Source organism: Arachidicoccus terrestris (genome assembly GCF_020042345.1).
Classification (GTDB): Bacteria; Bacteroidota; Bacteroidia; order Chitinophagales; family Chitinophagaceae; genus Arachidicoccus; species Arachidicoccus terrestris.
The window spans coordinates 4,186,940-4,201,197 of the sequence record NZ_CP083387.1 but is presented as its reverse complement, the minus strand read 5'-3'; the positions used below and the strand labels follow the sequence as shown (position 1 = coordinate 4,201,197).

Genomic DNA, 14,258 nt, shown 5'->3' with positions numbered 1-14,258 from the left:
TTTTTTACATGGTGAACACGTCATCTCTTTTATCCAGGTACTCATTCTCAATGACTTCCTGAGAAGGTTCGTGTTGTTCAAATTCTTTTAATTTAGCATGGAATCCTTCACTATCCTTAATAATGGCAACCCGGGCGCTACGCACGAACTCAATGAGGCCATAAGGTGCCAACGCATTCAGCAGGCCTTCGGTTTCTTCCCGGTGACCAACCGTCTCAAAAACCGTATAGTCGCTGCGTATGGCAACTGCCTGTGCGCCGTATTCACGAAGCAGCCGTTCTACTTTAGCTTTTTCAGAGATCACATTGGTAGGAACCTTATACATGGCCAGTTCCTGCCAGACAATATCTTCATTGACATTGTAGTACGATTTAAGCACCTCAACCTGCTTTTCTATCTGTCGGTTGAGTTTACTGACAACGTCCTCCACTTCTGTAATGACAATGGTAAAGCGTGAGATACCTTCAATCTCAGTGGGAGAGACATTCAGGCTTTCTACATTAATCTTACGCCTGGAAAACATAATGGCAATGCGATTGAGCAGGCCGATCTGGTTTTCCGTAAACACAGAAATTGTAAATTCTTTTTTCTGATGTGGAGCACTGCTGCTGTCTGCGGCCGGTGCATATTTGATGGATGCTTGATTTTTCATTGTTTTCTTTTTTATGAGCAGCATGCGAGCTGTTTTGATGCTGCTTTCTTACAAATCTTTATTGCCTGCAGTTATTTTAAGCGAATTTCACTTACACTGCATCCTTGTGGAACCATCGGGAATACATTATTTTCTTTACCCACCATTACTTCCAGAACATATGCCCCTTTGTGATCCAGCATTTCTTTGAGTGCCGTGCGCAGATCGGCACGCTGATCAATACTCCTGCCGGCAATACCGTAACCTTCCGCTACTTTGACAAAATCCGGAGAAGTAATATTTACAAAAGAGTATCGTTTATCGTTAAAGAGTTGTTGCCACTGACGCACCATTCCCAGAAAATGATTATTCAATATCAGCGTCTTAACATCCGCTCCAAACTGCATAATTGTTCCAAATTCCTGGATGGTCATCTGCAGGCCACCGTCGCCGCATATAGCGACAACAGTCCTGTCTGGTGCACCATATTTGGCTCCGATCGCTGCCGGCAGACCAAAGCCCATGGTACCCAGGCCGCCGGAAGTTATATTGCTGCGAGACTGCTTGAAATCAGCATAACGACAGGCCACCATCTGATGCTGTCCAACGTCAGTAACAATAATGGCTTCACCACCAGTCAGTTCATTGAGTACTTTGATCACTTCGCCCATCGACATCACGTCTCCTGCGGGATTTAATTCAGGCTCGATGACTTCTTTAATTTCCTGCTGTTCCAGTTCACGAAATTTGGCCAACCACTGCCTGTGGTCTTTTTCTTCCAGAAGTGCCGTAATCATTGGCAGGGTTTCTTTACAATCGCCCCAAACCGGAACTGTGCTCTGTACGTTTTTATCAATCTCTGCCGGATCAATATCGAGGTGAACGATTTTTGCCTGTTTGGCATATTTATCCAGGCGTCCGGTAACCCGGTCGTCAAAACGCATGCCTACAGCGATCAACACATCACACTCGTTGGTCAGTACATTGGGCGCATAGTTTCCATGCATGCCCAACATGCCAACATTGAGGTAATGATCAGATGGAATCGCACTTTCTCCCAGAATAGTCCAGGCGGCAGGCAGGCCCGTTTTTTCAATAAAAGCCTTAAATTCTTTTTCTGCTTCTCCCAGAATCACGCCTTGACCGAATAGAACAAAAGGCTTCTTTGCCTCATTGATCAGCCTGGCAGCCTGTTCTATATAGGATTTGCGTACTTTAGGTGCAGGACGGTAACTACGGATATGGTTACAAGGCTCATAACCTGCGTATTCAAACTTTTGGATCTGTGCATTTTTTGTAATGTCAATCAGTACCGGACCGGGTCTGCCAGTTCGGGCAATATGAAAGGCCTTGGCAAGCACACCGGGAATCTCAGTTGCATCCGTTACCTGATAATTCCATTTTGTAACCGGCGCCGTAATATTCACGACATCTGTTTCCTGAAAGGCATCCGTACCCAACAAGTGTGCAAATACCTGTCCTGTAATACATACCAGTGGAGTGCTGTCGATCATCGCATCGGCGATACCTGTGATCAGATTCGTTGCACCCGGACCGCTTGTTGCAAAGACCACCCCCACTTTACCAGAACTGCGGGCATAGCCCTGCGCGGCGTGTATGCCACCCTGCTCGTGGCGTACCAGTATATGCTCCAGCTTGTCATGATAGTCATATAAGGCGTCATAGATGGGCATAATCGCTCCACCCGGATAGCCAAATATTGTTGTTACCCCTTCAACAAGCAATCCTTCCAGCAGCGCCTGACTGCCGTTAAGTGTTGTGGATTTTTCCGTCTGGGGTGCGGCGGCTTCTTTTACATCAAGCGTATCCATTTGAGTCTTTTTTATGTATGATAAATGATTTGTTTCTATTTATTGTCTCTTTTAAGATCCTCCTCCAGCTCATCAGTTACACAACCATATGCAGCGGAGGCCACAGTATTAGCGTATTTATACAACACCCCTGAAGAGACCTTTAAAGGTGGTTGTTTCCATGCTTTGCGTCGACGCTCAATCTCCTCTTCAGCGACTTTTAATACAATTTTATTATTCACCGCATCAATTTCAATAATATCATCATCTTCTACAAGAGCGATCAGACCGCCTTTATGGGCTTCGGGCGTAATATGCCCTACGACAAATCCGTGCGTACCGCCACTGAAACGACCGTCTGTTATCAGTGCCACTGATTTACCCAGACCAGCACCGATAATTGCGCCCGTCGGCTTCAGCATTTCAGGCATGCCAGGAGCACCTACCGGTCCACTGTAACGGATGACCACTACATCACCTGCATGTACTCTTTTAGAGGCAAGGCCTTCAATCAAATGAGCTTCACCGTCAAATACCCTGGCGGTACCTTCAAATCTTTCACCTTCCTTACCGGTGATCTTGGCCACACTGCCATCTTCTGCCAGGTTACCATAGAGTATTTGTAAGTGCCCTGTAGCTTTGATCGGATTGTCCAAAGAATGGATAATATCCTGTTTTTCAAAATCCAGATCCGGCGCGTCAGCCAGGTTCTCTGCAACCGTCTTACCGGTAACAGTCAGACAGTCACCGTGTAACAATCCTTTAGAAAGCAGATACTTCATCACCGCAGGTGTTCCGCCATACTGGTGCAGATCTTCCATCAGGTATTTACCGCTGGGTTTAAAGTCAGCCAGCATAGGTACTTTATCACTGATCAGCTGAAAATCGTCTTGCGTCAAAGGTACTTTAGCCGTTCTGGCAATAGCGATCATATGTAGGACCGCATTGGTGCTGCCGCCCAGTGCCATAATAACGGTCATGGCATTTTCAAAGGCCTTACGCGTCATAATATCGGAAGGCTTAATATCTTTTTCCAGCAGCAGCCGGATAGCAGCGCCAGCAGCTTCACATTCTTTTTTCTTTTCTTCACTCAATGCAGGATTAGAGGAAGAGTAGGGCAGGCTCATACCCAGTGCCTCAATGGCGCTGGCCATCGTATTAGCGGTATACATGCCCCCACAGGCACCTGCACCCGGACAAGCATGTTGGACAATTCCTTTAAAATCTGCTTCATCCAGATTACCGGCAATTTTCTGACCCAAGGCTTCAAATGCAGAAACGATATTTAAATCTTCACCTTTATAGTGCCCCGGCGCAATCGTTCCACCGTAAAGCATCAGAGACGGCCGGTTCAGCCTGGCCATTGCCATTATAGAGCCTGGCATGTTCTTATCACATCCAGGGATGGTAATAAGGCCGTCATAATACTGTGCCCCTGCATTCGTCTCAATACTATCGGCGATAACATCACGGCTAACCAGACTATAGCGCATGCCATCTGTTCCATTGGCCATTCCATCACTAACCCCGATGGTATAAAACCGCAGCCCGACAAGGCCGGAAGCATTTACACTCTCCCTGACGTCTGTTGCTAAATCATTTAAATGCATATTACAGGGATTACCATCCCATCCCATGGCAGCGATACCGACTTGCGCTTTGTCTAAGTCTTCATCTTTCATACCAATGGCATAGTACATCGCCTGGGCACCAGGTTGCGTTTCATCCTGGGTAAGGTTTTTAGAATATTTATTGAGATTTGGCTCCATTTTTTAATGCTTTACAACTTTTTTGAATAATATATTTTACGTGAATATGCTTAACGCTGTTATCAAACCCGGCCTGAAAGAAAAAACCACCTCCTGATAGGGAAGTGGTTTTCAATATTTTATTTTGCTCGTGTGTCACAAAACAAATCCATTACCACTTCCTCGGAAAAAGGAAATAATGACGACCACCACAATAATGACATTATTTAGGGCGATGACCGGGATTATATTTTTTACACTTGTTTTCAACAGATAATAACGTTATAACGGTAACGTGAAACAAATGTAGAAAAAAAATCAAAACAAAGAACAATGCTGAAAAAATATTTTTCCCAGCGTTGATTATCTGAACTTAGATAATCGTAGATTTACCTAATTCAACAGATTTCTTATTGACATCTGCTGGAATTTTCTGTTCGATAAAATCTTTGATCAAATCTCCGATCACGCTGGTACCATAATTATTGACGGCGTCAATATCCTGGCTTACAAATCCCTGGGCCAATGTCCAGGCGACAGCGTTTCTGACCAGCGCCGCTTCCTCATTCATGCCAAAATGTTCCAGCATCATAGCCGCACTAAGTATGGAGCCAATAGGATTAGCGATATCTTTGCCCGCGGCCTGTGGATAAGAACCATGAATCGGTTCAAATAAAACAGTGCCGGTTCCTACAGAAGAAGAAGGCAACAGTCCCAGGGAACCACTCAGTACGCTGGCCTCATCACTGATAATATCACCGAACATATTCTCCGTCAGCACGACATCGAACTGCTTGGGATTGACAATGATCTGCATTGAAGCATTGTCAACAAACATATAATCTACTTTGATGTCCGGATAAGACGGTGCGATATCCTGCACCACTTTACGCCAAAGGCGCGAAGTTTCCAGTACATTGGCTTTATCAACCAGTGTCAGTTTCTTCCTGCGCTCTGGCCGACCGGCATACTGGAAAGCCAGGTGAGCGATCCGCTCAATTTCGGGTTTAGTATAGCTGCACAGATCAGAAGCTTCTGTTTTCTCTTCGTTTACCTTTTTCTCTCCAAAATAAATACCGCCGGTAAGTTCTCTAAAGATCACAAAGTCCACACCCTCCATTTTCTCCGGCTTCAGGGGAGACAGATGATTGAGCGCAGGGTAGGTGATCACAGGGCGGATATTGGCATATAACTGTAAAGACTTCCGTAACTTTAACAGACCTTGCTCTGGGCGTACTTTGGCCGAGGGGTCATTGTCATATTTAGGATGTCCTATGGCGCCAAAGAGCACCGCATCACTTTTCAGGGCGGATTCAATGGTTGCGTCCGGCAGGGGATTGCCTGTCTCATCGATGGCGACAGCACCCATTAACTGATAATCATAGGTAAACTCATGACCAAACTGCTCGCCAACAGCGTTTAAAATCTTGATAGATTGTTCCGTCACTTCCGGTCCTATGCCATCACCCAGAATAACCGTAATATTCTTTTTCATTATTGATATTTTTAAATTCTGTTCTTTTAATTAAATTTTATTATGTTGATCAGGTTGCTGCCAGCATTTGCTGTTCCTTTAAAGCCTGAGTCGTTCTGTTCGCTTCATATATCCTATACCCACCTTTACCATCTCCCTGCAGTTCCATAACCTGTGATACAACGGATGGAATCTCACTGGCATAGTGGCTGATATAAATCAATGTCGCCCCAGTCCTTAGACAATAGTCCTCCACCAGCCGTACGAAGGCCTCCGTTTGCCACTGATCCAGCCCCTGACAGGGTTCATCCAGGATCAGTAATGGCGGGCTCTTGATAAAGGCGCGTAACAGCATAATCAATCGCTGTTGGCCTGTTGATATCTGGGAAAGCTTTTTATCCCGGATAGCAGTGAGATCAAGGGTCTTTAACCAGGCATCTACCTGATTTGTCTCTTGCTCATTTAATTTTCTGTACAACCCCATCGTGTCACAATACCCACTGGCAACCGCAGAAAAACAAGAAATGTTCTTATCAAAGAAAGCATGTAACTCCGGTGATACATAACCCATCCGCTTTTTAATATCCCAAATACTTTCACCCGTGCCTCTTCTTTTATCAAATAGATAAATCTGATTGGCATAAGCCTTAGGGTTATCACCGTATACCAGGCTAAGCAAAGTTGATTTTCCGGCACCATTAGGTCCTTTGAGCAACCATCGTTCTGCTGGCTTCACTGTCCAGTTCAGTTTTTCAAAGATTATTTTATCAGAATAGCTGATATGCAGGTCCACCATTTTAACGATGGCCTGTGGCGCTTCTGCCTTCCTGTCTGCTCTTTGCAGGGTGAGCGGGGCAAGATCATAGTTGGCGACCTCAGGCTGAAAGCCTGGTTCATAGCCGGTGATCTCACCAAAATACACCACATTACCCTTCTGCAGTTCCAGAATATGTGTCGCTATTTCGGGAAAATGTTCTCTGGCGCCCGTAAGTGTAATGATCTGTATGCCTTTTAGTGCCAATTTTTCCAGCATTTTGTTTAATGCGCCCCTGGCCTGCACATCGAGTCCCACAAAAGGTTCATCCAGTATTACAATCGGCGCAGGACTTAACAACATTTTCACCAGTTGAAAACGTTTATGCTCTCCACTGGAAAGCGTAAGCATCGTCTTATCTGCTAAATAGCCGATATTAAAATCATTTAAATGTTCCTTGATCAGCTCCGGATCATCCTGTATCAACAAAAGCTCCTCCATAACTGTATATGCATCCTCATTATCGAGGCTGTTATAGCGCTGCTGATAGTAGCCATCTACCGTATTACTTCTGTTTTTTATCTCATAGCGCTGATCCACCATCTGATTTTTTTTGCCAGACGCATTTTCATTTAACGGCCTAATTTCTAACAAACCGGTAACAAATAACTTACCTGCCAAAGCCATACCCAGCGAAGTCTTACCCGATCCGGACGGGCCGGTGACAACAAGGTGCGCTCCTGCAGGTAATTCAAGACTGAGATGCTGCAGGCTGAAACCGCCTGGTCTTGTCAGTTTTACTTCGTTTAATATGATGGTTGGTTCGTTCACGCTAACTTCTTTGCTTTTATTCTAAGTCGTCTATAATCTGCCCACCACTGACCGTCTTTAAAATGCGTAGGCCGGAGCTTTTCAACAGCCGCCTGGATCAGTTCTTCTACTGCCGCACCGTCTATTCCCTCAAATAAATACAAGCCAAACATTTCGATCCACTTAGCCATTCCATCCAGGCCGTTGAGTCTGGTCGGTCGTTCAAAATAATGCACCAGCTGCACTTCAAACCCCTGCTGTTCTAAAAGCAGGGTATATTGCGCAACAGAGGGGAAATACCAACTGCCTGGTCTTCTGGCCTCTGCAGAATATCCTGCATCATCCAGGGCATGCATGATGGCCTCGATAATATGGGCCACATTTCTATAACCGCCCATTTCCAGGACAAAACGTCCGCCAGGCACTAAATGTTTGTGAATGCATAGAAGCGCTGCCTCTGGTGGTCTTACCCAATGCAAAGTGGCATTGGAAAAAACAGCGTCGAAAGTACGCCCCAGATCAAAATCCGTCAGATCTGCTACCTGAAAAGAAATGCCAGGATAAGCAGCCTTCGCTTTTTCGATCATGGCAGGGGAGAGGTCTATGCCCGATACGGTTGCCCCCCGGCTGGCAATCTCACTTGCCAGTGTACCGGTACCACACCCCGCGTCCAGAATCTTTTCTCCTGCTGCAGGTGCCAGCAGTGCCACCAAGTCCTGGCCAAAATCTGAGACAAAATGATGCTGCTCATCGTATAAACGGGCATTCCAGCTGATCGTCTCTTCCTGCATAATTAACGATTTAAGGTTTTATAATTAACTGAATGAACTGATTTTACCTGCAATTAATTACGCGCCTGTTCGAAAGCGGTGATTTCATCCCGCATATTGAGCAGGTAATCAATATCGTCGAACCCATTCAGCAGGCAATCCTTTTTATAATGGTTGATATCAAAACTTTCCTTCTCGCCGGTGGCTTCAATGGTAATGGTTTGATTTTCAACGCTCACGGACAGCTCTGTTTTAGGATCGTTTTCTACAGCTATAAATATTTTCTGAAGAAATTCTTCACTTACCGTTACCGGCACCAAAAAGTTGTTCAGGGCATTATTCTTAAATATATCCGCAAAGAAACTACTGACCACAACATCAAAGCCGTAGTCCTTAATGGCCCAGGCAGCATGCTCCCTGGAAGATCCGCATCCAAAATTCTTGGCGGCAACCAGGATCTTACCTGAATAAATCGGGCTATTCAGCACAAAGTCCTTTTTAGGTTGGTCAGGATCATTGTTTTCAAAACGCCAGTCTCTGAAAAGGTTTTCGCCGAAACCTTCACGGCTGGTTGCCTTTAGAAAACGGGCGGGAATGATCTGATCCGTATCAATGTTTTCGAGGTTCAATGGAACCACGGTAGAATTTATATGATTAATTGCTTTACTCATGACTATTTCTGATTAAGGTGCTTAAAAAATTTTGAATGACGGAAATGATTTAAACCAGTTCTCGGACGTCACATACTTTACCGGTTACCGCTGCGGCTGCAGCCATCAACGGGCTTGCCAGCATTGTACGGGCATTAGGCCCTTGACGACCTTCAAAATTTCTATTAGAAGTAGAGATACAATATTTGCCGGCCGGAATCTTATCCTCATTCATACCCAGGCAGGCACTGCATCCTGGCTGACGCAGCTGGAATCCCGCTGCCTCCAGAATCTTATCGATCCCTTCCTGCTTCGCCTGTGCTTCCACTTGCTTGCTTCCTGGAACAACCCAACAGGTCACCCCGGGCGCCTTTTGTTTTCCTTTTACAAAGGCCGCTACCTGACGCAGATCCTCGATGCGGGAATTGGTACAGCTACCGATGAACACATAATCTACAGGATGCCCCATAATATTTTCACCGGCGGCCAACCCCATATATTGAATGGATTTTTCAAATGCAGCTTTATCACGTGGATCAATTTCACTGAGCTCAGGTACATGGCCGGTAACGCCGATACCCATGCCTGGATTGGTACCATAGGTAATCATCGGTTCGATATCCTCTGCTTTAAAGTGATATTCTTTATCAAAGGCCGCATCGTCATCCGAGAACAGCTGCCGCCACTGTGCAAGCTTTTTATCCCAGTCGGCTCCCTCGGGAGCGAACTTACGACCTTTTACATAGGCAAATGTTGTTTCATCAGGAGCGATCATACCACAACGGGCTCCCATCTCAATACTCATATTGCAAATGGTCATACGGGCTTCCATGCTCAACGCCCGGATCGCACTTCCGGCAAACTCCACTGCATAGCCTGTGGCGCCACTGGCTGATATCTGAGATAATATATAAAGAACAATGTCCTTTGAACTCACACCTTTACCCAACTGCCCATCAACAGAGATACGCATGAGTTTAGGTTTACTTTGTAACAGGCACTGTGTAGCCAATACCATTTCTACTTCACTGGTTCCGATACCAAAAGCGATGGAACCAAAGGCTCCATGTGTGCTGGTATGGCTATCCCCGCATACGTACGTGGAACCTGGTTGGGTGATTCCCAGTTCAGGCCCGATCACATGCACAATGCCCTGGAAAGGATGGCCCAGACCATACAGTTCAATACCAAACTTAGCACAATTATCCTTTAAGGTCTGTACCTGAATACGGCTTAATTCTTCCTTAATGGGAAGCTCCTGATGTAAGGTAGGGACATTATGGTCAGCTGTAGCAACAACCTGTTTAGGTCTGAAGACCGGCAATCCTCTTTTTTCCAGGCCTTTAAAAGCCTGTGGGCTAGTCACTTCATGAATAAAATGGCGGTCGATATATAAAACGGAGGGACCGTCTTGGATTTTTTTCACTTCGTGTGTGTCCCAGATTTTATCGAATAATGTTTTCTTGCTCATATCACTTCACTGCTTAAATTATATAGAATGGAATTTGAATAGAATTACAAAATTTTTAAAGCGCACTTGCTAAAGCAGCCAGATCTTCATCCGTCACTTCTTTTTTCTCATCGGCCACAATCAGGAACCTTTCATAGAGAACATCTACCTGGTCCCGAGTAAAGTCATGGCCCAGTTTTTTGAAGCGATATGCCAAAGCACTTCTGCCGCTTCTGGCCGTAAGAACAATTTTTGAAATGTCCGCGCCTACTTCCAGCGGATCAATGATTTCATAGGTAGTCGCCTCCTTCAAGAAACCATCCTGATGTATACCGGAAGAATGGGCAAAAGCGTTGTCGCCCACAATGGCTTTATTGGGCTGCACGGGCATACGCATCGTGTCAGAAACCTGCTTGCTCAAACCATGCAGACGGGTGCTTTCAATATTTGTATACAGGCCCAGTTCCGGATGCTTTTTGATCGCCATAGCCACTTCTTCCAAAGAAGTATTACCGGCTCTCTCTCCGATGCCATTGATGGTACATTCAATCTGACGGGCACCGGCAATCACGCCTGCCAGGGAATTGGCGGTAGCCAGCCCCAGGTCATTATGACAATGACAGGAAATAGTCGCATGCTCAATCCCTTTTACATTGTTTACCAGATAGCCGATCTTTTCCGCATACTGATGCGGCAGGCAAAAACCAGTTGTATCGGGGATATTGACAACAGTAGCCCCGGCTGCAATTACAGCCTCAATCAGCTGTGCCAGAAACTGAATGTCAGCCCGTCCGGCGTCTTCAGCATAAAATTCAACATCCGGCACCAGGTTGCGGGCCAGCTTTACGGCTGCGACAGCACGTTCCACGATCTTCTCGCGGGTGGTATTGAATTTATATTTGATGTGGTTATCAGAAGAACCAATTCCGGTATGAATCCGGGGTCTCCTGGCGGGTTTCAGCGCTTCGGCGGCTACTTCAATATCTTTTTGCACGGCTCTGGTCAGACCGCAGACGGTCGCCTCCTTCACTGCTTTTGCAATCTGCTCAACTGATTGAAAATCACCAGGGCTGGAAATTGGAAAACCTGCTTCAATAATATCTACACCCAGCAATTCGAGCTCAAGTGCCAATTTAACTTTTTCAGTTGTATTGAGTTTACAACCAGGTACTTGTTCGCCATCTCTGAGGGTTGTGTCAAAAATATCAATTTTTTGTCCAGACATAATCTTAGCGTTATTTAATTAATTTGTTTGTTATGTGTATATGTACTTTTAAACAAACAAATGTAAGTTTTTGTGATCGTTTTTCTTTATTTTTCAAATGTATTTAGTGCTTTGTTTACAATCAAATCAAATTATACCGGAATCTACGGTGAAAAACGTAGCTTTGTAGTGCCTAAACCCGCATGTATCAAGGGTTTGGTAAATTGATTATTACTATGCCCAATCGAAGAAATGACGAGCTTTTTCAGCTGGTTAAATCGCTGGAAAAGAGTGAAAAACGCCATTTTAAACTTTTTATCAAGCGATCTTCAGGCGCGGAAGACCTGAAGATCGTGCAGTTGTTTGATGCTTTTGATAAAATGGAGGAATATGACGAAACGGTGCTGCTGCGTAAAAATAAGTCCCTGAAAAAGCAGCAGCTTTCCAATATGAAGGCACATCTGTCCAGACAGATACTCTCGTCACTCAGACTCCTGAAAGATGACAGTAATCTGGAAATGTGGCTCAATGAGCAAATGGCTCATGCCCGTATTCTATACAGCAAGGGACTTTATATCCAGAGTCTGAAAACACTGGAAAAGATCAAGCAGCAGGCTACCCTTTATCATCAGCATGTATCACTATTGCTGGCACTGGAGCTCTCCAAGAAAATTGAGTTATTGCATGTCACCAGAAGTATGCAAGACAGAGCTGAGCAACTCTCTGAAGCGGTCAATCAGGTTACGGGTAAGATCACCCAACAAAATCAGCTATCCAATCTGGCTTTGCAAATGTATGGCTGGTATATTAAAATGGGACATGCCAGAGATCAAAAGGATGTTCTGGCCGTCCAACTGTTCTTTAAGACCAATTTACCCGAAATACAGGAACAGCATTTAACCTTTTATGCTAAAATGCATTATTATCAGGCTCATTGCTGGTATCATTTTATTTTGCAAGACCTGCGCATGTTCTATCGTTATACCCAGAAATGGTTCGATTTATTTATCAAAGAACCTTCTATGCAGGACGTAGAACCTGTTCTTTTTGTAAAGGCCATGCACAACCTGCTCAGTGCACATTTTGACACCAATAATCATGATAAATTCGTAGAGGTATTGCAGGTATTTGAAGCCTTTAGTCAAAAGCCAATAGCCTATAGCAGTGTCAACATTAAAATACAGGTTTTTATGTACCTGTATACAGCAGAGATTAATCGCCATTTTCTGGAAGGCACCTTTACGAAAGGTATTGAACTCATCCCATTGATTGAAGAAAAACTCACTGAATACAAAACCCATCTGGATACGCACCGGGTACTGGTCTTTTATTACAAAATTGCCTGTTTGTATTTTGGCAGTGGCGATAACGGAAGCTGTATTGATTACCTCAATAAGATTATTCATCAAAAATCTGATCTTAGAACTGATCTGCAATGCTATGCCCGGCTGCTGCACTTGATCGCCCATTACGAACTGGGCAATATGGAGCTTCTGGAATATCTGCTGAAATCTGTTTATCGCTATATGGCTAATATGAAAAACCTGAACGTAGTAGAAGAAGCGATATTTGTGTTTCTTAAAAAATCTTTTAAACTATCTCCGGGCCGTATGCTGGCCGCCTTTAAAGCCCTTAAGGAACAACTGGACAAGTTAGAGAAAAACTCACTGGAAACCCGATCGTTCATGTATCTGGATATTCAGTCCTGGTTGGAAAGCAAAATCCGGAAAGTTCCGGTACAGAAGGTATTAAGAGAAAGATATCTGGCCAGCCGCAAAAACAAGGGTATCGCTAAGCCTGCTGTCAGTAAAAAAAGAAGCGCATAAAACAATATCAACTTACTTCCTTAAAGTAAAGTGCTTCGTGGAAGGATTTTAACAATTGCATGCTCTTATTTTGAGCCAATGCTGCCTGAAAACAAAAAAGTACAGCAATGCTGTACTTTTTTGTTGGTTGTGCTATTTATATGGGGCACTTAAGCAAAATTAAAGATGGGCTTTAATTTTCTGATCCAAAACGGATTTAGGAACGGCGCCGATCTGTTTGTCAACGACTTCCCCGTTTTTAATAAAGAGAATAGCAGGAATAGAAGTAATGCCATATTTTACACTGACATCCGGATTATTATCGACATTGAGTTTGCCTACCTTTACCTGTCCTTCATACTCTTTGGCCAGTTCTTCAACAACAGGCCCGATTGCGCGACATGGCCCGCACCATTCTGCCCAAAAATCCACAACGGTTAATTTATCGTTTGCAATCACTTCATTTTGGAAGTTGGCGTCGGTAAATTCTAAAGCCATAACTTTTTAATTTAAGGTTGAATAATTACTAGATTGAAATACAAAGATAACTCCAATTTTGGATTGTAAGCTCTTTTGGCACGAACGCGACATATATTATAACAATTGAGTGACAGAAAGGCATAAATTTCTTCCGGCAGGATCATTGTGTCACTTTTATACCTAATTTTGCCCTCCAAATAGATCAATTATGGCCCAAATAGAATTAATCCGCGCCGGTCAGCATTTTGCCTTTGATTCCATTGATGAGAACGGAATAATCACCAAAATGGACACCAAACCAGAGATGGGAGGTGAAGGATATGGGGCCCGGCCCATGCAATTGCTCCTCAATGCACTCGCAGGCTGCGCCAGTATAGATGTGCTTCAAATCCTTAAAAAGAGAAAACAGCAGATCAGCGATTATAAAGTGACCGTTAATGGAGAACGAGAGGCGGACAAAGAGCCTTCTCTTTGGAAAGAGATCTTCATTACTTTCATGATCGACGGAGACGTGGACAGAGTAAGCGCTAAAAAGGCGATCGATCTTTCTTTGGATAAGTACTGTTCTGTGGCTGCAACGTTACGTGCCGCCGGTGCGACTATCCGTTATGAACTAGTCTTGAACGGGCAATAATCCCTTCATGCGGGCTACAGCCGCCACACACCAACAG

At 44.5% G+C, this 14,258-nt stretch carries 12 protein-coding genes; 2 read left to right on the top strand and 10 right to left on the bottom strand.

The window, feature by feature from the left end:
- Nucleotides 1-4: 4 nt before the first annotated feature.
- The 9 genes from ilvN to K9M52_RS16290 form a co-directional block, all read right to left on the bottom strand.
- A complete protein-coding gene (gene ilvN / locus K9M52_RS16330) occupies nucleotides 5-652 on the bottom strand; it encodes an acetolactate synthase small subunit (protein WP_224069504.1) in 648 nt (215 codons plus the stop codon).
- 71 nt (nucleotides 653-723) lie between these two features.
- Nucleotides 724-2,463 carry a biosynthetic-type acetolactate synthase large subunit gene (gene ilvB / locus K9M52_RS16325; RefSeq protein ID WP_224069503.1) on the bottom strand — a complete coding sequence of 580 codons (1,740 nt, stop codon included), beginning with the start codon at nucleotides 2,461-2,463 and terminating at the stop codon, nucleotides 724-726.
- Nucleotides 2,464-2,498: 35 nt separating this feature from the next.
- A complete protein-coding gene (ilvD, locus tag K9M52_RS16320) occupies nucleotides 2,499-4,211 on the bottom strand; it encodes a dihydroxy-acid dehydratase (protein ID WP_224069502.1) in 1,713 nt (570 codons plus the stop codon).
- A gap of 352 nt (nucleotides 4,212-4,563) precedes the next feature.
- A complete protein-coding gene (leuB, locus tag K9M52_RS16315) occupies nucleotides 4,564-5,685 on the bottom strand; it encodes a 3-isopropylmalate dehydrogenase (protein ID WP_224069501.1) in 1,122 nt (373 codons plus the stop codon).
- Nucleotides 5,686-5,734: 49 nt separating this feature from the next.
- Nucleotides 5,735-7,249, bottom strand: a complete 1,515-nt coding sequence (locus K9M52_RS16310) for an ATP-binding cassette domain-containing protein (protein ID WP_224069500.1) — start codon at nucleotides 7,247-7,249, stop codon at nucleotides 5,735-5,737.
- Nucleotides 7,246-8,019, bottom strand: a complete 774-nt coding sequence (locus K9M52_RS16305) for a class I SAM-dependent methyltransferase (RefSeq protein ID WP_224069499.1) — start codon at nucleotides 8,017-8,019, stop codon at nucleotides 7,246-7,248. The genes K9M52_RS16310 and K9M52_RS16305 overlap by 4 nt, the downstream gene beginning before the upstream one ends.
- Nucleotides 8,020-8,072: 53 nt before the next feature.
- Nucleotides 8,073-8,669: a 3-isopropylmalate dehydratase small subunit gene (leuD, locus tag K9M52_RS16300; RefSeq protein ID WP_224069498.1), complete on the bottom strand. Its 597-nt coding sequence runs from the start codon at nucleotides 8,667-8,669 to the stop codon at nucleotides 8,073-8,075.
- Nucleotides 8,670-8,718: 49 nt separating this feature from the next.
- Nucleotides 8,719-10,119 carry a 3-isopropylmalate dehydratase large subunit gene (gene leuC, locus K9M52_RS16295; protein WP_224069497.1) on the bottom strand — a complete coding sequence of 467 codons (1,401 nt, stop codon included), beginning with the start codon at nucleotides 10,117-10,119 and terminating at the stop codon, nucleotides 8,719-8,721.
- 55 nt (nucleotides 10,120-10,174) lie between these two features.
- On the bottom strand, nucleotides 10,175-11,323 hold the full coding sequence (locus K9M52_RS16290; RefSeq protein ID WP_224069496.1) for a 2-isopropylmalate synthase: 1,149 nt from the start codon (nucleotides 11,321-11,323) through the stop codon (nucleotides 10,175-10,177).
- 215 nt (nucleotides 11,324-11,538) lie between these two features.
- Here K9M52_RS16290 and K9M52_RS16285 point away from each other — a divergent pair, with 215 nt between their 5' ends.
- Nucleotides 11,539-13,128, top strand: a complete 1,590-nt coding sequence (locus K9M52_RS16285; RefSeq protein WP_224069495.1) for a hypothetical protein — start codon at nucleotides 11,539-11,541, stop codon at nucleotides 13,126-13,128.
- 159 nt (nucleotides 13,129-13,287) lie between these two features.
- Here K9M52_RS16285 and trxA read toward each other — a convergent pair whose 3' ends face one another.
- A complete protein-coding gene (gene trxA, locus K9M52_RS16280) occupies nucleotides 13,288-13,605 on the bottom strand; it encodes a thioredoxin (RefSeq protein WP_224069494.1) in 318 nt (105 codons plus the stop codon).
- 190 nt (nucleotides 13,606-13,795) lie between these two features.
- Here trxA and K9M52_RS16275 point away from each other — a divergent pair, with 190 nt between their 5' ends.
- Complete coding sequence (locus K9M52_RS16275; protein WP_224069493.1) at nucleotides 13,796-14,221, top strand: OsmC family protein; 426 nt, start codon at nucleotides 13,796-13,798, stop codon at nucleotides 14,219-14,221.
- The last annotated feature ends 37 nt before the right edge of the window (nucleotides 14,222-14,258 follow it).

Coding starts and splice junctions, on each gene's coding strand:
- K9M52_RS16290 (WP_224069496.1), bottom strand. CDS start 11,323: ATGTCTGGACAAAAAATTGATATTTTTGACACAACCCTCAGAGATGGC.
- leuB (WP_224069501.1), bottom strand. CDS start 5,685: ATGAAAAAGAATATTACGGTTATTCTGGGTGATGGCATAGGACCGGAA.
- ilvB (WP_224069503.1), bottom strand. CDS start 2,463: ATGGATACGCTTGATGTAAAAGAAGCCGCCGCACCCCAGACGGAAAAA.
- ilvN (WP_224069504.1), bottom strand. CDS start 652: ATGAAAAATCAAGCATCCATCAAATATGCACCGGCCGCAGACAGCAGC.
- K9M52_RS16305 (WP_224069499.1), bottom strand. CDS start 8,019: ATGCAGGAAGAGACGATCAGCTGGAATGCCCGTTTATACGATGAGCAG.
- leuC (WP_224069497.1), bottom strand. CDS start 10,119: ATGAGCAAGAAAACATTATTCGATAAAATCTGGGACACACACGAAGTG.
- trxA (WP_224069494.1), bottom strand. CDS start 13,605: ATGGCTTTAGAATTTACCGACGCCAACTTCCAAAATGAAGTGATTGCA.
- leuD (WP_224069498.1), bottom strand. CDS start 8,669: ATGAGTAAAGCAATTAATCATATAAATTCTACCGTGGTTCCATTGAAC.
- ilvD (WP_224069502.1), bottom strand. CDS start 4,211: ATGGAGCCAAATCTCAATAAATATTCTAAAAACCTTACCCAGGATGAA.
- K9M52_RS16285 (WP_224069495.1), top strand. CDS start 11,539: ATGCCCAATCGAAGAAATGACGAGCTTTTTCAGCTGGTTAAATCGCTG.
- K9M52_RS16275 (WP_224069493.1), top strand. CDS start 13,796: ATGGCCCAAATAGAATTAATCCGCGCCGGTCAGCATTTTGCCTTTGAT.